This window comes from Terrihabitans rhizophilus (assembly GCF_033898525.1).
Classification (GTDB): domain Bacteria; phylum Pseudomonadota; class Alphaproteobacteria; order Rhizobiales; family Methylopilaceae; genus Flaviflagellibacter; species Flaviflagellibacter rhizophilus.
Map to the genome: position 1 here is coordinate 430,219 of NZ_JAXAFJ010000001.1, position 25,953 is coordinate 456,171.

Here is a 25,953-nt window from a genome sequence, read left to right on the forward strand (position 1 = left end):
CACTTGACTGAATAGTCAACAGGGTATGGAATCCGCCCAGAGGAGGCTGCATGGATACGGCAGATGTGGCGGTCATCGGTGCGGGCGCGGTGGGCTGCGCCATGGCCCGCCGCTTCGCGCTGGAAGGCGCACGGGTGGTGGTGCTGGAGAAGGGCGCGGACCTGCTGTCCGGTGCCAGCAAGGCCAACAGCGCCATCCTCCACACGGGGTTCGACGCCCCGGTCGGCAGCCTCGAACAGGCCTGCATCCGCGACGGCTATGCCGAATACATGGAATTACGCGAGAGCATGAACCTGCCGGTGCTCGAAACCGGCGCGATGGTGGTTGCCTGGACGCCGCAGCAGCGGGACGCGCTGGACGGCATCGAGCATCAAGCCATCGCCAACGGGATTCACGATGTGCAGCGGCTCGACGCGGCGGAGATCCGCCAACGGGAGCCCCACCTCGCCGACAGCGCGCTCGAAGCCTTGCTGGTGCCGCGCGAACACGTCATCGACCCATGGTCGCCATTCCTGGCCTACCTGCTGCAGGCCCAAGCGCATGGGGCCCGCATCCTGTTCGACGCCGAAGTCGCGTCGGGCAGCTTCGATGGCGAAGCCTGGTCTCTTCAGACCGCGCGGCACGGAATGCTGCGTGCCCGGACGGTCATCAACTGCGCCGGGCTGTTCGGCGACCGGCTGGACCGGGCGCTGCTCGGCGAGGCGGACTTCGAGATCCGGCCCCGCAAGGGCCAGTTCGTGGTGTTCGACAAGGCGGCCGCCGCGCTTCTGCGCACCATCATCTTGCCCGTTCCCACCGAGCGCACGAAAGGTGTCGTGCTGTGCCGCACGGCCTTCGGCAACCTGCTCGTGGGTCCGACTGCGGAGGAGCAGGACGACCGGGACCGGGCGGCGACGGACGAGGCCACGCTGCGCGGATTGATTGGGGAGGCGGAGGCCATGCTGCCGGCCGTTGCGGGCATGCCGGTGACCGCGACCTATGCCGGCCTGCGGCCCGCCACCGAGGAAAAGCATTACCGCATCCGTCACAGACCGGAGCGTAACTGGATCACGGTCGGCGGCATCCGCTCCACGGGAATGACGGCCGCGCTCGGCATCGCCCGCTATGTCCACGGGCTCTATGCGCACACATCCCCGCACCGCCAGGTCGCTACGCCGGTGTCCCCGCGCATGCCGAACCTCGCAGAGCACCTGCCCCGAGACTGGGCGATGCCGGGCTTCGGGGAGATGGTCTGCCACTGCGAACTGGTGACACGGCGCGAGATCGAAGCCGCCCTCGCCGGACCACTGCCGGCGCGCGATCTGGGAGGCCTGAAGCGGCGCACGCGTTGCACCATGGGTCGCTGCCAGGGCTTTGGCTGCCATGCCCGGCTCGCGGCACTGACGGAGGGGAGGCTCTCCGTGCCCATGACCCTGCCGGCGGGAGCGGAGGCGTGAACGAGCATCGCTGCGACGTCCTTATCGTCGGCGCGGGACCTGCCGGGCTGGGCGCCGCCGCGCGGCTGAGAGAACGCGGCGTGTCACGGGTTCTCGTGGTGGATCGCGAGGCGGAGGCCGGGGGCGTGCCGCGCCATTGCCACCATTCGCCATTCGGCATGCGCGAATTCGGGCGCATTCTGACGGGGCGCGGCTATGCGCGCCGGCTTGCCGAAAGAGCAATCGTCGCGGGCGCCGAAATCCGTCTCCGCACCAGCGTGGTCTCCATCGACCGCGACGAGGATCTCAGCGTCCTCGTGACGGGTGACGACGGCCCCGCGCTGATCCGGGCGTTCCGGATCATGCTGGCCACGGGCGGCCGCGAGATGCCGCGTGCTGCGCGCCTGATCTCGGGAGAGCGCCCGCTCGGCGTGATCAACACTGGCGCGCTGCAGGCGATGCCGCCGCAGCTCGCAGCGTTCCGCCGACCCCTCATCCTCGGCACGGAACTGGTGGCACTGTCGGCGCTGCTGACCTGCCGGGGCAGAGGCATGAGACCGGTGATGATGGTGGAGGAAACGCCCTACCCGCTGGTGCGCCCGGCTTTCATGGCGCTACCGCGCTTGCTGGGTGTTCCGGTGCGCTACGGAGCCCGGGTGCTGGACATCCGGGGCCGCCCGCGCGTGGAGGCCGTCACGCTCGGCTTCCCGGATGGCTCCGCCGAGGACATCGCTTGCGATGGGGTGGTGTTCGCGGGTCGCTTCACCCCGGAATCGGCTCTCGCCCGCATCGCCGGGCTGGACGTGGATGCCGGCACCGGCGGACCTGTCATCGACCAGTTCGGCCGCTGTTCGGATCCGCGCATCTTCGCTGCCGGCAACGTGCTGCGCCCCGTCGAGACCGCCGGCTGGTGCTGGGCCGAGGGCGGCCAGATCGCCGGCTTCATGGCGCAGGAGCTTGCCGGCGGGCTTCCCCCACCCGGCCGCGAGGTGGCGGTGCATCGTGGCGCCGGCGTGGCCTACGCCGTGCCGCAGAGGCTGGTGCCCGGCGAAGGCGGGCTCGATAGCCTCCAGCTGCGCGTCGAACGTCCGGTGCGCGGCTTGTCCGTGGCCGCCGGCTCGACCATTCTGGCCCGCGTGGGCGGGACGGCGATGCCCGCCCGGCGCATCGCCCTGCCACTGCCCTCGGGCGTGACGGAAAGCCTGACCGTCCAAACAGGGCCTAGCGCATGAAGATCCTCGCCATCGATCAGGGCACCACCTCGACGCGCGGCATGGTGACCGACAGCGCGGACACGTCGGTGCACATGGTGCACAGCGTCCGCCACGCCCAGCATTTCCCCCAGCCCGGTTGGGTGGAACACGATGCGCGGGAGCTACTCGACAATGTCCGCGCCTGCATCAGCGCCGCGGGTCCCGTGGACGCCATCGGCCTCGCGAACCAGGGCGAAAGCTGCCTCGCTTGGCATGCGGGCACGGGCGAACCCCTCTCGCCGGTCATCGTCTGGCAGGACAACCGGACGGCCGAGCGGGTGGACGGGATCGCCCGCGATGGCGGCGCGGAGCGGATCGCGGAGCTCAGCGGGCTTCCGGCCGATGCCTATTTCTCCGCATCGAAGCTGCACTGGATCATCCAGCATTGCAGCGCCGCCCGCGACGCTCTTCGGACTGGCCATCTGCGGCTCGGAACCACCGACGCCTATTTCCTCGACAGGCTCACCGGCAACTTCGCGACCGATGTGACGACCGCGTCGCGCACTTCGCTGATGAACATCCGCACCGGCCGATGGGACGAGGACCTGTGCGGCCTGTTCGGCGTGCCAGCGGATTGCCTGCCGGAAATACGGCCTACCATTGGCCCGTTCGGCACGATCCGTGGCGTGCCGGTGACGGCCTCCGCCGTGGACCAGCAAGCCGCCCTCTATGGACATGGCTGCCGACGGCCCGGTGACGCGAAGATCACCTTCGGCACCGGCGCCTTCGTGCTCGCGGTGACGGGTGAGCGGATCATCTCCGCATCGGAACGCGGCCTTGTTCCCACGGTGGGCTGGGCCTCATCCGCAGGCCGCACCTATGCGGTGGATGGCGGGGTCTATGATGCCGGCGCCGCCGTGGAATGGGTCATGCGCATCGGGCTGCTGAGCAAAGTGGAGGAGCTTGACCGCTTCGAGGCACTGCCGGCAGTGGATCGCGGCCTCGTCTTCGTGCCGGCGCTGTCGGGCCTTGCCTGTCCGCATTGGGACCGCACGGCCGGCGCGCTGTGGATCGGCATGAGCGGCGCGACCAGCCGGGTCGACATGCTGCAGGCTCTTCTCGAGGGCATTGCGCTCCGCACCGCCGAGGTGCTGGAGGCCATGGACGCCGAGATCGCGCTGGCCCAGGGCATCCCGATCGACGGCGGCTTGAGCCGCAGCCGCTATCTCGTCCAGTTCCTCGCCGACGTGACCGGCCGGACCATGATCGTCAGCGATGACGGGGAACGGACCGCCTGGGGCATCGCACAGATGGCGGCGGAAGGCGCCGGAACATCACTCGGCGAATATCCATCGGCTTGCACGTCCTACCGGCCCGACCCGGGGGTCGACCGCCATGGCCGGATCGACCGCTTCCGGCGCGCGATCGCCATGAGTTCCGGCTGGCGCCGATAGGCCGGTCATCGGATGTTTCCGAAGGCGCCAGGGATCTCGATTTAGAGGAAGGCGCAGCGCGATTGCAGAACCCTCGATGGAGCGGTTTTGCGCGGATGCTCATAGGCCATGGTCTTCCTGGTCTCTTCGGCACGATTCATGCAACGCAGAGTAGCCGGCTGCGTCTCCAGAACCCGGCCGGTAAGGGGCCGCTGCGCACCCGTAAGGGTCGTGGCGGCCCCGCATCGTCCTCCGTCGCGCCAGCTGGAGTGCCGGCGCCTTTGAGTGCATTCAGACGACCTCTGTGGTTGGCCCCGGCGAGCAGGAGACCTTCGTCGCTGCCGGCATCGAGGGCGACCGGCTCGCCAGCAGAACCGCCGCCAGACCGACCGCCGAGGTTACGGCGCCGGCAAGCGCGACCGCAGGGTAGCCGAATCCGCTGGCAATGACGCCGCCACCGAGCGCAGCCCCGAGCGCATTGCCTAGATTGAAGGCCCCGATGTTGACGGACGAGGCCAAGTTCGGTGCGTCGCCTGCTGCTGCCATGACGCGGACCTGAAGCGGCGGCACCAGTGCAAAGCTCGCGATACCCCACAGGAAGATCAGCACACCGGTCGGCCACGCGAAGGGCATGAGCAGCGCGAAGGCGACCAGGACCGCGGAGAGCGAGGCCAAAGTCACGATCAGCGTGCGGTCGGCCGAACGATCCGCGAACTTGCCGCCGAGCCAATTGCCGAGGGTCAGCCCCAGGCCATAAATGACCAGCATAGCCGTCACGAAGCCGAGCGAGGCACCGGTCACCTCACGCAGGATGGGCGTGATGTAGGTGAAGACCGTGAACATCGCGCTAGACCCGACCACGGTCAAAGCCAGCGCGCCCAGGACTCTTTTCCGCGTAAGCGCGCGAAGTTCCAGCAGTGCGTTGCCCGTGGCAGGGGCAGGCAGAAAGGGCAAGGTCAGCCGGAGGGCCGCCATCGTCGCGACGCCCAGCACGGCGATGCCCCAGAAGGAGGCACGCCAGCCAAGATGCTCGCCTGCCCAGGTCGCCAGCGGCACGCCGACGACATTGGCGATGGTGAGGCCCATGAACATGGCGGCCACCGCCCCCGCCTGACGGTTCGGCGGCACCAGGTTCGCCGCCACGATGGACCCGACGCCGAAAAAGGCCCCGTGGTTCATCGACGTCAGCACCCGCGCGGCAAGCAGCATGCCGTAGCTGTCCGACAAGGCGCTCAGGACATTGCCGGCCGTGAAGATGGCCGCCAGCCCTATGAGCAGGGTGCGCCGGGGCACGCGGCCCGTCGCAAGGATCATCAGGGGTGCGCCGATCATCACCCCCAGCGCATAGGCGCTGATGAGCAGTCCGGCGGCCGGGATCGACACGCCGAGATCACCCGCTATCACCGGCAGCAGGCCCATGGGCGCGAACTCGGTAACACCGATGCCGAAGGCGCCGATGGAGAGGGCGATCAGTCCAGGGTTGAGCTTCATGGCTTTGTCTCCTCAGACCAGTGCCGGGTTGAGGCGGGCAAAGCCCTCCTGCTGGCGGTATGGCGTATGCGGATAAGGCGGCAGCACGTCGCTGGCGGCATCCAGCGCCGCCACCTGCCCCGGCGTCAGCGACCAGCCGACAGCACCCAGGTTCTCGCGCATCTGCTCTTCGGTACGTGCTCCGATGATGACGGAGGCGACGGTCGGCCGCTGCAGCAGCCAGTTGATGGCGATCTGCGGCACGGTCTTGCCCGTCTCGGCTGCCACCGCCTCGAGCGCGTCCACCACGCGGTAGAGGAGTTCGGTCTCCACCGGCGGTGCGAACTGTTCCGTCTCGTGCAGCCGGCTCGATGCGGGCATCGGACGCCCGCGCCCGATCTTGCCCGTGAGCCGTCCCCAGCCGAGGGGGCTCCACACCAGCGCGCCGATGCCCTGATCCAGGCCCAGCGGCATCAGGTCCGCCTCATAGGCACGGCCGACCAGCGAATAATAGACCTGATGCGCCACCAGCCGCTGCCAGCCATGGCGATCGGCGGCGGCCTGCGCCTTCATCAACTGCCAGCCGGGATAGTTCGAGACGCCGGCATAACGCAGCTTGCCGGCGCGGATCAGTTGGTCGAGCGTTCCCATCAGTTCCTCGACAGGCGTGGAGGCGTCGAACGCGTGAAGCTGGAGCAGGTCGATGGTGTCGGTGCCGAGCCTTCGCAGCGAATCCTCCACCGCCCGGATCAGCCGGCTGCGCGACGCGCCCCAGTCCTGCGGTCCGTCGCCCATGGGCAGGCCGGTCTTGGTCGAGATCAGCACCCGGTCGCGCCGGCCACGGATCGCCTCGCCCAGGATCTCCTCGGACGCGCCACTGGAATAGACGTCGGCCGTGTCGAACAGCGTGACCCCGGCATCGAGGCACACATCGATCAGCCGCCGCGCCTCGCCCGCATCGCTCGCGCCCCACGCGCTGAACAGCGGCCCCTTGCCGCCGAATGTGCCCGTGCCGAAGCTCAGTGCCGGCACGCGCAGTCCAGACGATCCGAGTTGCCGATATTCCATGATCCGCATCCTGTTGTTATCCAGGTGCATAGATGGACGCGCCCTCAGCCCCACGGCTAGACTGTGCGCGGGCAGAGGATCTGTGCATTGGACGCAAAGACGGGCGGCGCGGACCGGGCGCGATCACTGGCGCTCTTCGCTGCGGTGGTGGAGCATGGCAGCTTTTCCGCGGCCGCCCGCAGCATGGATATGAGCCCTTCCGCCGTCAGCCGGGCCATCGATCGCACAGAGGAGCGGCTCGGCGTCCGCCTGCTGCTTCGCTCGACGCGTGCGCTTTCGCTGACGGCCGAGGGGCAGGCCTATCTGCAGGCGTCGCGCCGCATCCTCGCTGACCTCGATGACGCCGAACAGCAGATAGCGGATCAGGGCGTGCCGCGCGGGCGGCTGCGGATCAGCGCCGCGCTCTCGCACGGCCGGCTCTGCATCGTGCCGTTGCTCGGCGAATTCGCATCGCTGTATCCGCACATCCTGATCGACATGGCCCTCAGCGATGCGCTGGTGGATGTCGCGGCCGGACAAGCGGATGTCGCGATACGCTTCGGCACCTTGGCGGACAGTTCGCTGACCGCGCGCAAGATCGGCGAGACGAGGCGCGTGATCGTCGCCTCGCCCGGCTACCTCGAAAGGCACGGAACGCCCGAGGTGCCGGAGGACCTGCACGACCACAACTGCCTCAACTTCAACTTCCGGCGGGTGGAGCCCGTCTGGCCTTTCCGCATGGACGGACGCGATGTCGCGCTCTCGGTCAGGGGGAATATCGAGGCGAACAACGGCGAGACGCTGGGCCAGTTGGCAGCTGCGGGCGTCGGCATCGCGCGGGTGGGCAGCTTCAGCGTCGCAGCCGAGATTGCCGGCGGACAGCTCGTGCCGCTGCTGGAAGCGTTCAATCCCGGAGATGTCGAAGTCATCCACGCGGTCTTCGTGGGCGGCACGAGCACTCCTGCGCGCGTTCGCGCGTTCGTCGACTTTCTCGTTGCACGGCTGCACTGATCAGCAGACGCGCACGGTTTTGCGTCTCACCTGCTGATGCTTCGAGGAATCCGCGAGATCCTCGGGCGTCTGTTCCCAATCTTTGATGGTAGGTTGGTAGACCCATGAGCGTGCCTCGGGGTAAGGGCTGAGCCGCCGCCGAACCGGATAGCGCCGAGCAACGTTCCGTGGGAAGCAGCTTTGTGCTCTGCTGCGGCCCACCCGGAGACTAGGTAATGAGTGTCGGTCTTCTTGCGCTTCTCGATGATGTGGCGGCATTCGCCAAAGTGGCCGCGGCCTCGCTCGATGATATCGGCGCGCAGGCCATCAAGGCCGGGTCGAAAGCGGCCGGCGTCGTCATCGACGATGCCGCGGTGACGCCGCGCTATGTCGTCGGCTTCGCCGCGGAGCGCGAACTGTCCATCGTGGGACGCATCGCCAAGGGCTCGCTCAAGAACAAGCTGATCTTCCTGCTGCCGGCAGCGTTGGCGATCAGTTTCTTTGTCCCCTGGTTGATGACGCCGCTGCTTATGATCGGCGGCGCCTATCTTTGTTTCGAAGGTGCCGAAAAGGTCTTCGAAGCCGTGTTCGGGCATCACGGCCATCCTGCCGACACGGCGCAGAAAGCGGCGCTGAGTCCCCAGGAACTGGAAGACCAGACCGTGGCCGGGGCGATCAAGACCGATTTCATCCTGTCCGCCGAGATCATGGCCATCACCCTGTCCTCACTGCCGGAAGGCAATGTCTGGACCCAGGCGCTGATCCTAGCCGCCGTCGCCATCGGCATCACGGTCGTCGTCTATGGAGCCGTGGCACTTATCGTGAAGGCGGACGATGTCGGGATCAGCCTGGCTGCCCAGAAGGCGGGCGGTGCCTTGGGCGGCCTCAGCCGGGCGGTCGGGCGCGGGCTCGTCATCGGCATGCCGGTCTTCCTCAAGATCCTCTCGATCGTGGGCACGGCGGCCATGGTCTGGGTCGGCGGCGGCATCATCGTGCATGGACTGGAAGGGTTCGGCTTCGGCTGGCTGGGGCACGGCATCCATGATGCCGCCCTTGCCGCGTCAGGTCCCGCGGGCCCCTTCGGCGGTCTGGTGGAATGGCTCGTGACGGCCGCAGCGTCGGGCGTTGTCGGGCTCATCCTCGGCGGGCTCCTGATCCCGCTCGTGAGCCATGTCTTCGTGCCTCTCTGGAGCCGGTTCAGGGGCAAGCCCACGGCTCCCGTGGAAGCGGGCGCCACCCCGCACGCCTGAGCTCGGGCCGTTCAGCGTTCATCCACCAAAGCAGGCGTCGAAGCGATTTCCCGCTCCATGGCCTGGAGCGCCGCCAGCGGCTGAACGAGACCGGCGCCGAACTCCTTGTCGCGCCCTGCGATGCCCAGGTCCCGGGCTGTTGCAGCCAGCACAGCGTAGATTTCATCGGCTTTCGTCTCGGGGTGACGCGCAATCAGCAGTGCGGCTATTCCGCTGACATAGGCCGTCGCGATCGAGGTTCCGGACGATATCGTGTAGCCGCCGCCCGCCGTCGGCAGCAGGATGTCGACGCCGGGCGCCGCCACCGTGACGTAGCTCCCCCGGTTGGCCAAGCCCAGCGCCTTGTCATGAAGGTCCGTGGCTGTCGCCGCGATGACGCCGACCTCGGCCGCGGGATAGAGCGGCGGAGAGGCCGGGCCGGCATTCCCGGCGGCCGCGACGATCACGCCTCCCCTCCTGCTGACCTCCCGGATGGCGCGCGAGATCAGCGGATCACGGGGCCCGGCAAAGGAGAGATTGAAGATCCTGGCGCGCCGCTCGGCCGCCCAGTCGAGACCGCGCAGGATGTCGTATGTGGTCCCGGCATTGCTGCTTCCCGAGGGGGCGAAGGCGCGGACGTTGAGGATGCGCGCCTGCGGCGCCGCACCTGTCAGCTGAGCGTGCGCGGCAATGGCGCCGGCCATGCCCGTGCCATGAGCGTGCGGCGTGAAGGTGCCCCCCACGGCGTCGAACTGTTCTGCGATGACGCCGGCCAGTTCCGGGTGCGACGCGTCGGCGCCGGAGTCGATCAGGGCGATCAGCACCGATGTGCCCTTGCTCAGTTCGTGAACTGCGGGAAGCATGAGCTTCTCGGCGGCATATCCCTGGGCGTCGCCTGTCTCCGTTTGCTGCAAGGCGAAGACGCGGTTCGGCTCTGCGCTCCTTACGCCGGGGCTGTTCCGCAGGCTGGCCGCGACCTGCGCCGGGGCCCGGCCGTCCGTGATGCGCAACCTGTGCAGCCGCGCATCGAGCAGCGCAATGTCCTGCGCCCCAAGCTGTTCAAGCCGGTTCCGCTGGGCCAGTCCGTCCATCTCGGCGCCAGGCATCTCGCGCGAGGTTTCGACCAGGATTTCATCCGGGCGGTACTCCGCGGCCGCCATTTCGCGTGGCGCGGCATTCGTGGGAACCGTGGCCTTGCGAGCGGTGGCCCGTGGCGGTTTCACCGGCTTTCTCGGCGCCGTCTTTTCAGGAAGCGACGAGGCTTTCGCCTCCACTTTTGGTCGCCTCTTCGGTGTAGCCTGAGGGGACTGGGGCTTGCGGTCGTCGGCCACGCGGCTATCGGGCACGACGAGGACACCCCATGGGTCGCGCCGTTCGAAGCTTCCGCTCCAGCTGCCGCCCCCCCCACCGCCTCCGCCGGAGGCCCCTCCCCCGCCACCGCCGGCCGTTTGGGAGGATACGATGGCCGGAGCCAAGAGAGCGCACACCAGCACGACGGCGGAAAGGGTTCGGCGCTTGTTCCTGGAAGCCTTCATCGCGCTTGCCTCCCTCTCACGAAGCCGGGCCGGCAAACCGGACAATCCCCGGCCGCTCCCGCAAGATCTGCAGAACCCGATTCTGCATCTTCTGATCGCCGGCGAAACCGAGCCGGTACATGCCCGCCTCGGGTCCCGTAACGATCGAAGCGCCGGCATCGCGGAGAACGGCCTCGATCTCGGCAACCGTCGCCTCTGGGGCAAAGCTCACGAGGATCCGGCCAGCGGTGCCGGTCGAGGCTGTCGGCGCCGTGGCCGTCTGGAAGCCGCCTCCCCTCTCGCCCGATCCCACCACGAGCAGGACGGCCTGCAGGGCGATCACGGCCGCAGCAGCGACGGTGGCGAACGCCAGTGTCTGCGGACGTGCGAGGGCCAGCGTGTCGTGCAGCCATTCCGAAAAGCCCCGGCGGCGCGGGGCTGGAACGCGGCGAGCCGCCGGTTCTTCTGCCTCGATGGCAGAGAACAGACGATCCGCAGCCCTGCGCGAGGGCGCAGCGATGCTTTCGTTCAGAAAGATGGCCTCGGCCGCTTCTTCGCGGATGTCCCCGAGGCGCCGCGCGAGTTCGGGGTCTTGCTCGATGGCGGCCGCGACGCGGCTGTTCGTAGACGCATCAAGCGTGCCGGCCGCATACCACGGCAGCAGCAGTGAAATCTCCGCGCGGTCATCATGTTCGGTCATCACGGCCATCCTCGGTCGATGCCGGCGGTCTTGAGCAGCTCGGACAACCGTTTTCGCGCATAGAAGAGACGCGTCTTCACGGTGTTCTCGGGAACTCCCAGGATGACGCTCGCCTCCTCCACTGTTCGCTCGTGGTAGTAGACGAGATCGACGATTTCCCGGTGTTCCAGGGTCAGGGCGGACAGGCACTTTCGCAGTGCCGCGCCCTTGTCCTTCTTCTGGATCGTCACCTCCGGCGTGTCCGCGTCGTCTTCAATGCCTTCGGCTGCCTCGTCGTCGAGTTCCGCTTCGGTTCGCTTCCGAAGCAGGTTCAACGCCTTGTACCGGGCAATGGAGAGCACCCAGGTCGAAACGCTGGATCTGCCCTCGAACTTGGCGGCTTGTCGCCAGACGTCCAGAAATACTTCGCTGATCAATTCCTCCGCATTTGCTTCATGCCTCACCAGACGAAGCAAGAACCGGTACACGCGCACCTGATGACGGTTGAACAGGACGCGCATTGCGGGCCTGTCGCCGGCCGCAATACGGCCGATCAGTTCTTCGTCAGAAGGCGCGGACGCGATCACGGTTTGCTTGCTCCAATCATCTGTGGAGGCTTGCGGAGCCCTGGTTCAAAGCCTGGAGCAATTATTCAGTGTCCTTGCGCGAATTGTCTTCAGAGGAGGCCCCCAAGAACGGTTTCTTACCCGCGCGCGGGGGCGAGCATCCACCCTGCTCAAGTCCGTTGACCGTGTCGAGGCTGATGCCTGCGGCGGTACTGGAAATCCAGAGCAGTGGTCTCAACCAGCTACCGTTCGAACAACGATCCCAGCCAGACGAGCCAACGCAGCGCGTTTTCAGTCCAAGCTTTTCAGCAGCAGCGGCAGGCGCTTAGCATCCGCGCAGAAAAAGTTCGCTTTTGCATGAACCTTCCGGAGAACCGCCGACACCAATGAGCATCGGGACCGGATGAACCGGTGCCACAGAGTGTCTAACGGAAGGAAACGTCATGTCGCTGAAGAAGATCGCCATTGCACTGGTCGCCGCCTCGGTTGCTTTCACCACCGCCGCCCCGGCCTTTGCCGGTCCCGGCCCCAAGGACTTCCAGAACAAGCCCGATGCGAAGTTTCCGGGACCCGGCCCGAAGGATTGGAAGCTGCCGCCGAAGAAGGTTGGCCCCAAGAAGCCGCACCACGACCATGACGCCGCCTACGGCGCGATGATGGGTCTCGGCGTCCTGACCGCAGTCGCGATCGCTGCCGCCGCCGCTGACGACGAGCCGGAGTGCTGGCATGAGAAGCGCAAGGGCCATCTGGTTCAGGTGTGCGCGGTCGACTGACAGATTTCCCTCCCGTCGGCGGTGCCTTCGGGAGGGAATCCGCGCCGCGATCTTTTGAATTGCCTCGCAGAGGGGTCCCGATGGTTGAGCTCTGCACGGCCGAGCATTGACTTGGGTGCAGCTAGTCACGGGCGAACAGGCTCTTGCGAATGATCGCATGGACGCCCCAATTGCCGTCGGCCACTTGAGTGACGCCGAAATCCACCGCCACCGAGATCAGAGACAAGGCCTCGTCCTCATCAAGGCCACGGTAGTCCATCAGGAACTTGCGCGTGGAGCGGAATGCCGACCGCAGAGCCTTCGACAAAGATGACTTCTTGTAGATCTCGGACTGCGCATCCCGCCCAAGATCACGAAGATAATTCGGATAGCTGAAGCCGTGCAGGATGAAGTGATCGGCTGTTTCCAGAAGCGGCCCGTGCAAACCATTCAGGAAGGCCTTCTTCGATTCGTCGCGCTTGTGGAGGATGAACCGGAACGTGCCGGTCAGCGAGGCTTCCAAGCCGGTGCCGTTGATCTCACCGTCGCCTTGCGCCAGATGCCCGTCACCGACCGAGAACAGCGCTCCGGGCACGGCGACAGGCAAGTAGAGGGTCGAGCCTTTTCCGGCGCGCCAGTTATCGAAGTTCCCACCGAAATAGCCGGGCGGGATCGAATCCACGAGGTCGGCCTCACGCGGCGCGACCGCCATGCAGCCGAAATGCGGCCGCAGCGGCACCCGAACATCGGGGAGAACGTCCCAGCACTCTTCGATGGCGGAACGGTCTACGGGAACGCCGGGATAATCCATCGTGTCGTGGCGCACCCCGGAGGGGTCCACCTGCGGCGTCCAGCGATAGCGGTACAGCGCATGCGCGTGTTCCCCATCCCGGTCCATCTCGTAGATGGTCACCGTCTCGCGCGGCTTGGGATCATCGAGAAGGTCCGAATACTGGTAGCCCCACCAGGCGGAGACGTTGGATGCAAAGCACCGGCCGGCGAAGTCGGGATTCATGCTCGGCCGTGGCACGATGTCGAGGATCTGCACCTCCAACACGTCTCCCGGCTCGGCTCCGTTGATGAAGACCGGCCCCGTGAAGATGTGGACGCCGAACCCCTCGCCTGCTCCCCGGCCCAGAATGCTGGCGTTCATGGGCCCTGCGCCACGACGAGCGACGTTCTTGCCCTCCCTTGTCCACGCGAAAACGCTTTCCGCCGCGGCGTCTCCCTCGATCATGCGGGCGTGATCATCCGTCGCGTGCTGCGTCAGCGTCTCGATCACGACCTCGGAACCCGATTCCACCCGCAGGGCGGGCGCCAGGGACCGGCTGAGATAGCCCCAGTGCACCGTGTCCGGGCCGACCGCGATGCGTCGTTCCAGCCCCCGAGTGCGTGGCCCCGCGATGAGAGCTGGATGCTCCCACGTTCCTGTTTCCCGGAAGGCGTCCCGCGCAACGATCGCGTTGTGGGGAACGTCCTTCTCACGCGGACGGCCGCGCCTTAGCAGATTGCGCGACGTCGCGGAGGCACCAGTCCGGAAAGTGCGTGGCGACACGCCATAGGCAGCGCTGAAGGCCCGGCTGAAATGAGCGGGATCGCGGAAGCCCCATCGAAATCCGACTTCCGCTACGCTGTCGGCACCATGCCGCGGATCGGCCAGTTCAATGCGCGCCCTGTCCAGTCGTCGCAGCCGCACATAGTCGGAGAAGGTCGTGTCCTGCAGTTCGAAGAGCTTCTGGATGTAGCGTTGGGACAGGGCCGTCTGCGGCGCGATGGTGCTCATGGAGAGGTCGGGGTCCATGAGCCGCAGTTCGACCGCGGAGGTGACACGGCGAAAATGCGCAGCCTGGTTCTGCGTGGACCCGCCATCCCCATTCCGGCCCTCGCGAAGCAGAGCGCCGGTAACCAGCTCCGTGACCGCAAGTTCGACGGAAACCAGATCAGGCTCCTGCACCTGATCGAAATGCAGAGCGAGCGTGCGCATCAGGGGACGCACTGCGGACGCCGCCACGGTCTCACCCAGCACCAGCGGCAGCCTTGTCGTCGTTCGCCCCAGTCGCATGAACACCCGCTCGCGCGGGATCTCCAGCATCAAGAGTTCGAAGCCGGTCCGCTGCTCGAAGCTAAAGGCCTGAGCACGGTCGGCGACCGACACGTCGCCTTCGGCGAATTCGCGGCTTTCCGCACCTCCTCGGAGCGTGCCGCGCCCATCCGCATGAAACGTGACGAGCAGCGGCTCGTGACCGCCGCCCGCGCCGTGGGGGGCGCCGGCAAGCCGCTGGGCGGACGACCGCAATCTCGCCAGCCGCGAGCCGTGTCGTGAGGTGATGATGCCGAGTTCACCCGTCGGGAGCTGACCGTCTCGCAGTTCGCATCTCAAACCCAGGGGTGCGAGCGCGTCCAGCCAGGCCGCGTGCTGGCGAGACACGGGGAACGCGTCGATGCAGATCACGTTAGGTCCGACCTGCATGTCTCCCCTGCGACGCCTCCACATCCTGAAGCCTGGAGCATCGTGCGCCCGGATTGTTCGCTGCCGCAATACGGCATCTGCCCCTGTGCGCAGCGGGGCAAGAATTTGGGCACGTGCGGTCATTCCGGCAGCAAGGACGGTGGCGCAACCTTGCGCTCGCGCGTCACGAGACGACGCTGCCGGGGAGACGAAGATGTGCGCAGGCGATGACAAGAATTGTCCGGAGTTCGAGACGCATCGGGCGAAGATGATGGACGCTCTGGGAGCGGAGCGCCGCAGCTTCCTGAAAAGTGCCTTCGTGGCCACGGGCGGAGCGGCAGCCCTGGCAGGCGGAGGTATCTCGCTCGTCTCGCCGGCGCTAGCGCAAGCATCGGCGGCGCGTCTGCCCAACCAGCCGGCGTTCCACTACCTTCCAGCCACCGACCAGACGGTTCATTGGGGCTATTTCTCGAAGAAACTGAAGCCGCAGGTCGAGATCGACAGCGGCGACATCGTCACCATCGAGGCCCTGACGCATCACGCGAACGACGATGCCGAGCTGATGGTGAAGGGCGATCCTGGAGCGGAAAGCGTCTTCCACTGGACGAAGGAGAAGAAGAACGTGAAGCGCCGGGGCGCCGGCGACGAGAACGACACGAAGATCGGCGGAGGCGGCGGTCTCGGCGTGCATGTCTGCACAGGCCCCGTCTTCGTCCGCGGCGCCGAGCCGGGCGACATCCTGGAAGTGCGCATCCTCGACACCCGGTTCAGGCCTTCGGCCAATCCCGAGCACAAGGGCAAGTCTTTCGGGGTGACGGCGTCCGCTTGGTGGGGCTTCCACTACAAGGACCAGATCGAGGAGCCAAAGGACCGGGAGATCATCACGGTCTTCGAAGTAGATGCGAACGGGGGCAGCCCCTTCGCCAAGGCTGCCTATAACTATCGGTGGACGCCCCAGACCGACCCCGATGGCGTGGTCCACAAGATCATCGATTACCCCGGCGTTCCCGTCGATCACTCCACGATCAAGAAGAACACCGACATCCTGAGAGGCGTCCGCGTGCCCATCAGGCCGCATTTCGGCGTCATCGCGCTTGCGCCGAATGAAGCCGATTACGTCAATTCGATCCCGCCGATGCACACCGGCGGCAACATCGACAACTGGCGCATCGGCAAGGGCGCGACGATGTACTACCCCGTCGCGGTGGAAGGTGGCCTGATGTCCATCGGCGACCCCCATGCCTCGCAAGGCGATTCCGAGCTCTGCGGCACGGCCATCGAGTGCTCCATCACCGGCACGTTCCAGCTGATCGTCCACAAGAAGGCCGATCTTGAGGGCACAGCTCTGGAAGGCCTCGAATATCCGATGCTGGAGACGCAGACGGAGTGGCTGGTTCACGGCTACAGCTTCGCCAACTATCTGGCGGAGCTTGGCCCCAATGCCCAGAACGACATCTTTGGCAAAAGCTCTGTCGACCTCGCGCTTCGGGATGCCTTCCGCAAGATGCGGAAATTCCTGATGACGACGCAGAAACTAACCGAGGATGAGGCCATCGCCCTGATGTCGGTGGGCGTCGACTTCGGCGTCACCCAGGTCGTGGACGGAAACTGGGGATGCCACGGCATCATCCGCAAAGACATCTTCGCCGGCCGCATGGCGTAGACATTCAGGAGACATCCGGGGGCTACATTCTCCTGGATATCTCCACCTGAAGCATCATGTGTGGCGGGGCATCCTTCGCAGCAGGCTGGATCTCCTCGACCGGCGGCAAAGGAGCTGAAAAAATGACCGACAAAGGAGCCGTTCCGCATGATCTCGATCATGCCGACCTCGTCAGGAACCTCGATCTGGCACCTCACCCCGAGGGCGGCCACTACAAGGAGACGTTCCGCAGGCCGGCAGGGCCGGACGGACGATCACGCCTGACCGCCATCCTGTTCCTGCTGGCTCGCGGCGAACGTTCCCACTGGCACCGGATCGATGCGGACGAACTGTGGCTTTGGCACGCGGGCGAGTCCCTGACCCTCAAGATCGGCGCCGATAGCGAGATCGTTCTCGGAGGCGATATCGTCGGGGGCCAGCAGATGCAGGCGCTGGTGCCCGCAGGGCAGTGGCAGTCCGCTGCGGCAGACGGCGGTTGGGTGCTCGTCAGTTGCATCGTGGCCCCCGGCTTCGAGTTCGACCGTTTCGAGCTGGCGCCACCCGGCTGGGAACCGGGAACGGAGGATGCGGGCGGCACTCCCACGGCCCGGTCACCGTAGCCGGGCCGGACCGACTGCAGCCGGCGGTCCATGACGGCCTTCGGCCAACACGATGGCCTTGATCTCGCGCTGAGGAGCTATCTGTGACCAGGTGCTCCACCCTGATGATGGCTTCGTCGCCTTGAGCAACTTTGAGTGTGACGTCCCTGAGGTTCGTTCGGGCATACTGTGGACGAGTGGGAGATCGAAGCATGCAATGGGAATATCTCGTGGTTGAGACTACCCTCGACGCTGAGGCCCTCCGGAAGCTGGGGGTAGACCGATGGGAACTCGTGTCGGTTGTTTCGCCGGCACATTTCGTACTGCACTACTTTTTCAAGCGTGAGATGCGACCCTGACGGACGTCGATCCGACGGCACCTTTTCCAGGGATCGCGACAGGAGAAATCATCAACATGGTCCAGCGTGAAGCCGTTTTCCCGGCGGGTCGGCATGACCTCTACACGTCGCAGACCTATTCCGCGGCGATCAGATCAGGCGACCTCCTGTTCGTGTCCGGTCAGGTTGGCAGCCGCAGCGACGGCTCGCCTGAGCCGGATTTCGAGGCACAGGTGCGCCTGGCGTTTGCCAACCTCCAGGCGACGCTGAAAGCGGGTGGGTGCAGCCTTGCCGACATCGTCGACGTGACGACCTTCCATATCGATCCTGAACATCAGTTCGGGACGGTCATGGCCGTCAAAAGCGAAGTCTTTCCGGACGCGCCCTATCCCAACTGGACTGCGGTCGGCGTGAACTGGCTGGGGGGCTTCGACTTCGAGATCAAGGTGATCGCCCGGATCCCCGGCTGAAGATCGCCCAGCAAGTAACCTCCACAACGGAGCCGGTCGTGCATGATCTGGAACGCAACAAGGCGAATGTAATCGCCTTCTATGAGTTGATGTTCAATTCGGGCCGGCCCGCCGAAGCCGTCGAGCGCTTCGTCGGAGACGAATACATTCAGCACAATCCGCATGTGGCCACCGGGAAGGCAGGCTTCATCGCTTATTTCGAGCGCATGGCTCGCGAGTGGCCCGGTAAGCGGGTTGAAATCAAGCGGGCCGTCGCAGAGGGCGAACATGTCGTCCTTCATTGTTTCCAGCACTGGCCCGGCGACCACGACTACGCAGGCATCGACATTTTTCGGCTCGACGATCGGGGAAGGATCGTCGAGCACTGGGATGTGCTGCAGATCATCCCGGAGCATGCAGCCAATGCGAACGGCATGTTCTGATCTTCGCCCTGCGGACCGCCGCACCTGGTCGAGGTGAAGTAACCCGCCGGATCAGGCGAACCGGTCAGGACGGAACGGGTCGATCGGGATGATGGGGTGGCGCCCAGCCACGAGGTCGGCCACCAGCCGGCCGGTCTGGGCGCCGCCGGCGAGCCCGACATGGCCGTGTCCGAAGGCGTAGATGACCTGCGCGCTGCGTCGCGAGCGGCCGATGACGGGCAGTGAATCCGGCATGCTGGCGCGGAACCCCATCCACACGGACAGTCGCTCTTCGGCATAGGCCTGGGCGAGGCCTGGAAACAGCCGCTGCCCCAGCGCCAACAGCTTGCGCGCACGACGCCAGTCGGGCGCTGCCTCAAGGCCGGCGAACTCGACGGTGCCCGCCAGCCGCAGGCCCATATCCATGGGAGTGGCGACGAACTTGCCGGACGCGTCCATAATCGAGGTGCGCGGCACGGCTTCCGGGTCCTTGATGATGATGTGGTAGCCGCGCTCCGTGTCGAGCGGGACGCTGTCGCCCATCTCGGCGGTGAACGGCTTCGAATGCGCGCCGGCGGCCACCACCACGGCGTCGGCCGCCAGCAAGCCGGCATCGCTGCGGATGCCGGTCACCTTTTCGCCCGTCATCTCGATGCCTGTGGCGCGCGCCTTCACGATGCGACCGCCATCGCGCAGGAAGGCGTCGGCCAGACTGCCGATCAGCTTGTTCGGATCGACGGTGTGGGCGTTGTCGGGGAAGAACACGCCGAGCGCGTAGTCGTGTGACAGGCTTGGCTCCTGCTGCCACAGCGCGTCGCGCTCCAGCACGTCGAAGCGGATGCCCCTCTCACGGCGCAGCTGCCAGGCAAAGGCATCGGCCTCCAAATCGGCGCGCGTGCGATAGACGCAGAGATGGCCGTTGCGGCGGATCAGGTGCTCCGCACCGGCATTCTTGACGAGCGGCGCATAGACGCCGGCGGAGTCATGCAGCAGCGCCTGCAGCGCCACCGATTGCTGGCGCACCCGGTCCGGCGTGCCGGCCTTGATGAACTGGTAGATCCAGGGCGCGATCCTGGGCGCGTAGCTCCAGCGGATGGAGAGGGGCCCCATTGGGTCGAGCAGCCACCCGGGCACCTTCGGCAGGTTGCCGGGCATGGACATCGGCACCACGGAAGACGGGTTCAGGCAACCGGCATTGCCGAAGGACGAGCCCTCCGCCACCCCGCCCGGCTCCACGATGAACACCTCGTGCCCGTCCCGCAGCAGCCAGCTTGCCGCCGCCACGCCGACCGCACCCGCGCCGATCACACCAACCTTCATCGCCTGCCCGCCCCGACCCCTGTCCTGCCTTTGCTTCAGGCCGCGCTCTTCGCAAGCGCGACCGAGCGGAGACTATCGAAATGTCCATCCACATACAGCAGCGGATGCACCTCCCGCTCCCACAGTTTGATGGTGGCGACGCGGCCGAGGAACACCGTGTGGCTTTCCACTTCCATCTTCTCCGACACCCGGCAATCGAAGCTGGCCAGGGCGCCGGTCAGCGCGGGCGCGCCGGTCTCCAGGGCTTCCCAGTCGCAATCGGTGAAGCGGCGATGGCGGTGCTCGCGGGAGCTGAACAGGTTCGCGATCTCGACATCGCCCTCGCCCAGCACGTTCACGCAGAAGATGCCGGACTTGTGGATGACGGCGTGGCAGCTGGCCGAGCGGTTGACGCAGATCAGCAGCGAAGGGGCCGGATCGGCACAGACGGACGTGACGGCCGTGGCGACGAAGCCAGCCGGCCGACCGTCATCCAGGGTGGTGATGACGGATACGCCGGCGGCGAGGCGGCGCATGCCGCGCTTGAAGAGGTCGGGATCGCTCATCGTGTCCTCGTGCATCTGGGTTCGGACCTTCACGGACCGCGTTGCGGCTCTATCCGCAAGCGGCGTGCCAGATGGCAGGAGCATGCCGGAACGCACGTCGCTCCAGAGCAACCCGGGGAAAACGGGGCTCCGAGCGCCCGCGCGGATGGACGTCGCAAGACTGGATCAGCCCTGCGACAGGCGAGACGGGCTTTCTCTCACGTAAGACATCGCACCGAATGCTTGAAGCGGCCCCCCAGCGCATGCCCTGCGCGGCACCTCCTTGGCATAGCTCTTGCGCACCTTCCGCCAGAACCGTCGCTTTACGGGGGATGAAGGTGAAGCTCTCTCTTTTCATGATGCCCATGCACAATATGGGCAGGGACTACGATGTGACGCTCGACGAGGACATCGAGCAGTTCAAGCTGGCCGACGAACTGGGCTTCGAGGAGGCTTGGATCGGCGAGCACTATTCATCGGACATCGAGCAGATCTCCTCGCCCTTGATGTTCCTGGCGTTCATGGCGTCGCAGACCAAGCGCATCAAGCTGGGGACGGGCGTGGTGGCGCTGCCCTACTACCACCCGGCGCAGCTGGCCTCGCACATCGCCCTGCTGGACCACCTGACCAAGGGCCGCCTGATCCTCGGCATCGGAACCGGCGCGCTCGGCTCCGACATCGAGGTGCTGGGCCTGAACGGCAAGGACCGCAACGACATGATGCTCGACAGCCTCGAGCTCATGAAGAAGATCTGGACCAGCGATCCGCCCTACGACATCAAGGGCAAGCATTGGGACATCACCATCAAGGAGAATGTCTGGCCGGACCTCGGCGTGGGTCCGCTGCCGAAGACGTTCCAGAAGCCCTATCCCCCGATGGCGATCTCGGTCAGCAGCCCCCGCTCCAGCTCCATGCGGCAGGCCGCGCGGCATGACCTGATGCCGATCTCCGCCAATTTCGTGGCCTCGTGGGTCGTGAAGACCCATTGGGAGGTCTATGCCGACGAGTGCGCCAAGCTGGGCAAGACGCCCGATGGCGCCAACTGGCGCGTGGCGCGCAGCATCTTCGTGGCCGACACGGATGCCGAAGCGGAAGCCTATGTCCGGACGGCCGGCGGCGCCTATGACTGGTACTACGACTACATGTTCCAGGTTTATGCCCGCATGGGCGCGGCGGGCTTGCTGGCGCCCAAGGTGGACACCGACCCCGCCTCGATCACGCACCAGATGGTGCGCGACAACTTCGTCATCTACGGCAGCCCCGAAACCGTCGCTGGCAAGATCCTTGCCTTGAGGGATGAAGTCGGCCCGTTTGAGACACTTCTCATGACCGCGCATGACTGGACGGACAAAGCCGTGATGCGGAAGTCGATGGAATTGCTGGCCTTGGACGTGCTGCCGCGCGTCAACGCCGAACTGGCCAAGAGCCGGGCCGCCTAGAGCCGTGCTGCGTTGGAGAGAGACATGTCCGTAAGCGAGAGCGACGTGCTGAAGCCCGGCGAGCTGTGGGTGAACTGGTTCGGGGAGCAGTATTTCGTGCCCCGGTACACCGCACAGCCACGCTCCGAGGAGGAGGTGCAGCAGGTGGTCCGCGCCGCCCGCAAGCTGGGCCTGCCCATCCGCGCCAGCGGTGCGGGGCACTCCAATCCGGCGGTGGTGCCGACCTCGGGCGTCCACATCGACTTCGACGCGTTCAACAACGTCGTCTCGGTCGACCGTGAGAAACTACAGGTCACCGTGCAGCCCGGCATGCGCGTCGGCGATGTCAGCCGATATCTGCGCACCCAGGGCATGTCGCTCAACAACCAGGGCGACATCGACACGCAGAGCATCGCGGGCGCGATCGTGACCGGCACGCACGGCGCTGGCATCACACTTCCCTGCCTGTCCATGCAGATGATCGCGGCCCGCGTGGTGACGGCGGATGGCGACATCCTCGACCTCTCGGCCGAGAAGGACGGCGAGCTGTTCAAGGCGTTCCGCTGCTCGATCGGCCTGTTCGGCCTCATCGTCTCGGTGACGCTGCAGGCGGTGCCGTCCTACAACATCCACAAGATCTCGTGGAACGCGGACACCGAGGACAACATCGGCGGCCTTCAGCAGCGCCTGAAGGACAACCGCACCTTCTGGTTCTTCTGGCTGCCGATCAAGGAGAGCGCGAGCCTGTACGAGCTGCCGGACGGCATGCCCTCCACGGCCACGCGCGAGCATGATTTCTGCCACATGCGCGTCTACAACGCAGTGCCGGTCGACCAGCCGGCGCCCGAGCTGAAGCCGGGGGAGCAGTTCGACCACAGCTCCGTCATCTTCCCGAACACCTACACGCCGAATTTCCGCGAGATCGAATACGCGGTGCCGTTCGGGCAGTTCGAGAAGGCGTTCGAAGAGGTGCGGAGCCTCTTCAAGAGCAAGTATCCAAAGGCCATGTATCCCGTCGAATGCCGCCCCGTGCTGGCCGACGACAGCTATATGAGCGCCTACGCGGAGCGCGACGGCTACGCGCTGTCCATCTCCGGGCCGCTCGAATTCGAGACATGGGCCATGCTCAAGGACATGGACGAACTGCTCGACCGCTACGACGCCCGCCCGCATTGGGGCAAGCATCACTTCATGACCCCTGCACGGCTTGAGCGGATCTACCCGAAATACGACGCCTTCAAGCGCATGCGCCGCGAGATCGATCCCGACGGCGTGTTCCTCAACGACCACCTCCGCTCGCTGTTCGCCTAGGCACAGCGGGACGAACCTTCAGGAAACGGTACTTTCATGAACATCAGCGTCAGCCCGCTCGCCCATGGCATGGGCGCCGCCACCGCCCCGAAGAACCTGCTCATCGGCGGCAAGCTCGTGCCTTCGCTGAGCGGCCGCACCTTCGAGACCCGCAACCCGGCCACGGGCGAGCTCCTGGCCACGGTCTATGAAGGCGATGCGGAGGACATCAACCTGGCTGTCGCCGCGGCGCGCCGCGCGTTCGAGGGTCCATGGAGCCGCTTCACGCCGTTCCAGCGGCAGGAGTGCCTGCTGAAATTCGCCGACCTCGTGGAGAAGAACTTTGAGGAACTGGCACGGCTCGACACGCTGGACATGGGCGCGCCCATCACCTTCGCCCGCAGCCGCAAGCAGCGCGCCATCGGCATGCTGCGGTTCTATGCCGGCCTCTGCACCACCATCCGTGGCGAGACGCTGCCGAACTCCATCGCGGGCGACGTGTTCGCCTACACGTTGAAGGAGCCGGTCGGCGTCGTCGGGGCCATCACGCCATGGAACGCGCCGCTGACCTCCACCTTGTGGAAGATCGGCCCTGTCCTCGCCTCAGGCTGCACCATGGTGCTGAAGCCGGCTGAGGACGCGCCGCTGACGGCGCTGTGGCTGGGCGAGATGGCCATGGAGGCCGGCGTGCCGGAGGGCGTGCTGAACGTGGTTCCGGGCTACGGCCACACGGCCGGCGCGGCGCTGTCCTCGCACATGGACGTGGACAAGGTGGCCTTCACCGGCTCCGACACGACGGGCCGCAAGATCATCAAGGCCTCCAAGTCCAACTTCAAGCGGGTGACGCTGGAGCTGGGCGGCAAGTCGGCCGACATCGTGTTCGCGGATGCGAACATGGACAAGGCCGTGGCCGGCGCGGGCATGGCGGTGTTCATCAACAGCGGCCAGATCTGCAGCGCGGGCACCCGCCTCCTGGTGGAACGCACGGTCTATGACGAGTTCGTGGAGCGCGTCTCCCGGTTTGCGTCCGGGCTGCGCGTCGGCAACGGCATGGATCCCGATACCCAGATCGGCCCGCTGGTTTCGAAGAAGCAGCTGGAGCGGGTGGCCAGCTACATCGAGATCGGCCTTGGCGAAGGGGCCTCGGCCACCATCGGCGGCAAGCAGATGACGGACGGCGATCTCTCCAAGGGCTACTTCATGGCCCCCACCGTTCTGAAGGGCGTGAACAACGACATGCGCATCGCGCAGGAAGAGATCTTCGGCCCCGTGGTCTCTGCCATCCCGTTCGACACGCCGGAAGAGGCCGCGCGCCTCGCCAACCAGTCCATGTTCGGCCTTGGCGGCGGCGTGTGGACCGAGAGCCTGCGCAAGGCCAACTTCATGGCCAAGTCCATCCGCACGGGCACGGTCTGGGTCAATTGCTACGGCCTGATGGACCCGACGGTGCCGTTCGGCGGCTACAAGGCCAGCGGCTATGGCCGCGAGTCCGGCGTGCAGCATGTGGAGGAATACCTCCAGACCAAGTCCGTCGTGATCCAGAACGCCTGAAGGTGAGAGAGAACATGTCCATCACCCGCAGCGACTTCACCGGCCGCTTCTGCCGCATTGTCGAGGCCGGCGGCTTCGTCTTCCTGTCGGGCGTCGTCGCGCAGGACGAGACCGGCCACGTCACGGCCCAGACACGCGACGTGCTGGGTCAGATCGACGACCTTCTGGCCAAGGCCGGCGTCGGTAAGTCCGATCTGGTGACCGCCAATATCTGGCTCGCGAACATCGCCGATATCGCGACGATGAACGCGGCATGGGACGAATGGGTGGACCGCGACAACGCACCCGTCCGTGCCACGGTGGAATCCAAGCTGGCGCGGCCGGAATTTCTGGTGGAGATACAGGTTCAAGCCTATCGCCAGCCGGCCTGATGGCTTTGAGACCGCCTGCGCCAGGACGCAGGGAGTTCTCGAGGTCGAGGCCTTCTCCACCATGCCAGAGGTCTCATGAAGCAGCCCCACGCTTCGCTTCGCGCGGCCCTGCACGCCAGCCGCGGCATCTTCTTCGCCTATGGCTGCGTCATCGGCACGTGGTCCGTCTTTATCCCCATCGTCCGAGACGGGCTGCAGATCTCGGTGGGCATGCTTGGCCTCGCGCTTCTCCTGATGTCGCTCGGCGCCATGCTCGCGATGCCGTTTGTCGGTGGCCTGTGCTCCCGTTTCGGCAGTGCCACGGTGCTGCGTGTCGTGGCACCGCTCGTCGCCGCGAGCCTGCTGCTGCCGGTGCTGGCGCCCGACATCTGGACCTTCGCGCTTGCGCTTCTTTATTTCGGGGCGCTGAACGGCGCCACCGACGTCTCCATGAACGCCCAAGGCATTTTCGTTGAGAACCGCCTGGGCCGGCCGGTAATGTCAGGCACGCACGCCGCGTTCAGCCTCGGCGCTCTAGCAGGAGCGGCCTGTGCCGGCCTTGTCCTGCACGTGCTTTCGCCCACGCCCGCCATCTTCGTGCTGACTTTCGGCATCCTTGCACTCAGCGCCGCCTGCCTGCCCTTCATGATCTTCGGCGATGCCGCTCCTCTTCCGGCGGACCGGCCCCGAAGGTCTTGGAGCTTCCGTATCCCGGAACGTCCGGTCATTGCCCTGGGCCTTCTCGCCTTCCTCGCGCTCATGTCCGAAGGAGCCATGATCGACTGGAGCGCGGCGCTGCTTCGCGACGAATTTGGCGCGAGTTCTGCCTCGGCTGCCGCCGGCTTCGTCGTCTTCTCGGCGGCCATGGCGCTGGGGCGCCTGACGGGGGACTGGATGGTCGCACGCTATAACCGCAGGCGCGTGTTCCAGACCAGCGCATTGGTGGCGGGGCTTGGCTTTGGAGCCGGTCTCGCGATCGGCGGCCTTCCCGCCGTTCTCGCGGGCATCGCCTGCCTGGGACTGGGCCTTGCCAATCTGGTGCCCATCCTGTTCAGCGCCGCGGTCTCCGGGAACACGGCGGATGCCGGTCCGGCCGTCTCTATCGTCGCGACGCTCGGCTATACCGGCCTGCTGGCCGGCCCTCCGCTGATCGGGTTCATCGCGCAGCTGACCGACCTTCGCATCGGCATTTCGCTGCTCGCGTTGATCGCGCTTGTCATGTTCGTCAGCAGTCCGCAGGTGCGGCGCATCCGGACTGTGACGGCCGACGATTGCACAACTTGACGGCAAGGCCGGAAGGCGCACAAAATCTT

The 25,953-nt window shown here is 66.1% G+C and carries 23 protein-coding genes; 15 read left to right on the top strand and 8 right to left on the bottom strand.

The genetic code is table 11. The features are described 5' to 3' along the window. The first annotated feature begins 50 nt into the window (after positions 1–50). From SCD90_RS01930 to SCD90_RS01940, 3 genes are read left to right on the top strand one after another with little or no spacing between them, the layout of a single operon-like run. Positions 51–1,436 (top strand): NAD(P)/FAD-dependent oxidoreductase, encoded by a 1,386-nt coding sequence (locus SCD90_RS01930; RefSeq protein WP_319842928.1) that lies wholly within the window; start codon positions 51–53, stop codon positions 1,434–1,436. After that, complete coding sequence (locus SCD90_RS01935; protein WP_319842929.1) at positions 1,433–2,647, top strand: NAD(P)/FAD-dependent oxidoreductase; 1,215 nt, start codon at positions 1,433–1,435, stop codon at positions 2,645–2,647. The genes SCD90_RS01930 and SCD90_RS01935 overlap by 4 nt, the downstream gene beginning before the upstream one ends. Beyond that, positions 2,644–4,062 (top strand): FGGY family carbohydrate kinase, encoded by a 1,419-nt coding sequence (locus tag SCD90_RS01940; RefSeq protein ID WP_319842930.1) that lies wholly within the window; start codon positions 2,644–2,646, stop codon positions 4,060–4,062. Before SCD90_RS01935 ends, SCD90_RS01940 begins: the two co-directional genes overlap by 4 nt. A gap of 270 nt (positions 4,063–4,332) precedes the next feature. Here the strand turns inward: SCD90_RS01940 and SCD90_RS01945 are convergent, their stop codons facing one another. Both SCD90_RS01945 and SCD90_RS01950 read right to left on the bottom strand, forming a co-directional pair. After that, the gene (locus SCD90_RS01945; protein ID WP_319842931.1) at positions 4,333–5,532 is read right to left on the bottom strand and encodes an MFS transporter; all 1,200 of its coding nucleotides are present in this window, start codon (positions 5,530–5,532) and stop codon (positions 4,333–4,335) included. Positions 5,533–5,544: 12 nt separating this feature from the next. Beyond that, entirely contained in the window at positions 5,545–6,579 is a 1,035-nt protein-coding gene (locus tag SCD90_RS01950) for an aldo/keto reductase (protein WP_319842932.1), read from the bottom strand. An 87-nt stretch (positions 6,580–6,666) separates the two neighbouring features. Between SCD90_RS01950 and SCD90_RS01955 the strand changes: the two genes are divergently transcribed. Continuing rightward, positions 6,667–7,569, top strand: coding sequence for a LysR family transcriptional regulator (locus SCD90_RS01955; protein WP_319842933.1), 903 nt, complete (start codon positions 6,667–6,669; stop codon positions 7,567–7,569). Positions 7,570–7,784: 215 nt separating this feature from the next. Continuing rightward, positions 7,785–8,798 (top strand): DUF808 domain-containing protein, encoded by a 1,014-nt coding sequence (locus tag SCD90_RS01960; protein ID WP_319842934.1) that lies wholly within the window; start codon positions 7,785–7,787, stop codon positions 8,796–8,798. 11 nt (positions 8,799–8,809) lie between these two features. On the opposite strand, the gene SCD90_RS01965 is transcribed toward SCD90_RS01960, so the two are convergent. The 3 genes from SCD90_RS01965 to SCD90_RS01975 all read right to left on the bottom strand — a co-directional run bounded on the left by SCD90_RS01965 (position 8,810) and on the right by SCD90_RS01975 (position 11,554). Beyond that, entirely contained in the window at positions 8,810–10,000 is a 1,191-nt protein-coding gene (locus tag SCD90_RS01965) for a S8 family serine peptidase (protein ID WP_319842935.1), read from the bottom strand. 328 nt (positions 10,001–10,328) lie between these two features. Next, complete coding sequence (locus tag SCD90_RS01970; protein ID WP_319842936.1) at positions 10,329–10,991, bottom strand: hypothetical protein; 663 nt, start codon at positions 10,989–10,991, stop codon at positions 10,329–10,331. Continuing rightward, positions 10,991–11,554 (bottom strand): sigma-70 family RNA polymerase sigma factor, encoded by a 564-nt coding sequence (locus SCD90_RS01975; RefSeq protein WP_319843225.1) that lies wholly within the window; start codon positions 11,552–11,554, stop codon positions 10,991–10,993. The genes SCD90_RS01970 and SCD90_RS01975 overlap by 1 nt, the downstream gene beginning before the upstream one ends. A gap of 425 nt (positions 11,555–11,979) precedes the next feature. Here SCD90_RS01975 and SCD90_RS01980 point away from each other — a divergent pair, with 425 nt between their 5' ends. Then, a complete protein-coding gene (locus SCD90_RS01980) occupies positions 11,980–12,309 on the top strand; it encodes a hypothetical protein (protein WP_319842937.1) in 330 nt (109 codons plus the stop codon). A gap of 121 nt (positions 12,310–12,430) precedes the next feature. Here SCD90_RS01980 and SCD90_RS01985 read toward each other — a convergent pair whose 3' ends face one another. Further along, the gene (locus tag SCD90_RS01985; RefSeq protein WP_319842938.1) at positions 12,431–14,758 is read right to left on the bottom strand and encodes an acetamidase/formamidase family protein; all 2,328 of its coding nucleotides are present in this window, start codon (positions 14,756–14,758) and stop codon (positions 12,431–12,433) included. Positions 14,759–14,951: 193 nt separating this feature from the next. Between SCD90_RS01985 and SCD90_RS01990 the strand changes: the two genes are divergently transcribed. The 4 genes from SCD90_RS01990 (at position 14,952) to SCD90_RS02005 (ending at position 18,208) form a co-directional block, all read left to right on the top strand. Next, positions 14,952–16,400 (top strand): acetamidase/formamidase family protein, encoded by a 1,449-nt coding sequence (locus SCD90_RS01990; RefSeq protein WP_319842939.1) that lies wholly within the window; start codon positions 14,952–14,954, stop codon positions 16,398–16,400. A gap of 122 nt (positions 16,401–16,522) precedes the next feature. Beyond that, positions 16,523–16,999, top strand: coding sequence for a cupin domain-containing protein (locus tag SCD90_RS01995; RefSeq protein WP_319842940.1), 477 nt, complete (start codon positions 16,523–16,525; stop codon positions 16,997–16,999). A 394-nt stretch (positions 17,000–17,393) separates the two neighbouring features. Beyond that, entirely contained in the window at positions 17,394–17,786 is a 393-nt protein-coding gene (locus tag SCD90_RS02000; RefSeq protein WP_319842941.1) for a RidA family protein, read from the top strand. Between the two features lie 38 nt (positions 17,787–17,824). Beyond that, positions 17,825–18,208, top strand: coding sequence for a nuclear transport factor 2 family protein (locus SCD90_RS02005; protein ID WP_319842942.1), 384 nt, complete (start codon positions 17,825–17,827; stop codon positions 18,206–18,208). A gap of 51 nt (positions 18,209–18,259) precedes the next feature. Here the strand turns inward: SCD90_RS02005 and SCD90_RS02010 are convergent, their stop codons facing one another. Together SCD90_RS02010 and SCD90_RS02015 are read right to left on the bottom strand one after the other, a co-directional pair. Next, entirely contained in the window at positions 18,260–19,507 is a 1,248-nt protein-coding gene (locus SCD90_RS02010; protein ID WP_319842943.1) for an NAD(P)/FAD-dependent oxidoreductase, read from the bottom strand. A 35-nt stretch (positions 19,508–19,542) separates the two neighbouring features. After that, complete coding sequence (locus SCD90_RS02015; RefSeq protein WP_319842944.1) at positions 19,543–20,052, bottom strand: flavin reductase family protein; 510 nt, start codon at positions 20,050–20,052, stop codon at positions 19,543–19,545. A gap of 317 nt (positions 20,053–20,369) precedes the next feature. Between SCD90_RS02015 and SCD90_RS02020 the strand changes: the two genes are divergently transcribed. The 5 genes from SCD90_RS02020 (at position 20,370) to SCD90_RS02040 (ending at position 25,924) form a co-directional block, all read left to right on the top strand. Continuing rightward, the gene (locus SCD90_RS02020; protein ID WP_319842945.1) at positions 20,370–21,470 is read left to right on the top strand and encodes an LLM class flavin-dependent oxidoreductase; all 1,101 of its coding nucleotides are present in this window, start codon (positions 20,370–20,372) and stop codon (positions 21,468–21,470) included. A 24-nt stretch (positions 21,471–21,494) separates the two neighbouring features. Then, a complete protein-coding gene (locus tag SCD90_RS02025; RefSeq protein ID WP_319842946.1) occupies positions 21,495–22,760 on the top strand; it encodes a D-arabinono-1,4-lactone oxidase in 1,266 nt (421 codons plus the stop codon). Between the two features lie 36 nt (positions 22,761–22,796). Continuing rightward, on the top strand, positions 22,797–24,290 hold the full coding sequence (locus SCD90_RS02030; protein ID WP_319842947.1) for an aldehyde dehydrogenase family protein: 1,494 nt from the start codon (positions 22,797–22,799) through the stop codon (positions 24,288–24,290). A 14-nt stretch (positions 24,291–24,304) separates the two neighbouring features. After that, positions 24,305–24,661: a RidA family protein gene (locus tag SCD90_RS02035; RefSeq protein ID WP_319842948.1), complete on the top strand. Its 357-nt coding sequence runs from the start codon at positions 24,305–24,307 to the stop codon at positions 24,659–24,661. Between the two features lie 75 nt (positions 24,662–24,736). Beyond that, complete coding sequence (locus SCD90_RS02040) at positions 24,737–25,924, top strand: MFS transporter (protein WP_319842949.1); 1,188 nt, start codon at positions 24,737–24,739, stop codon at positions 25,922–25,924. Positions 25,925–25,953: the final 29 nt, after the last annotated feature.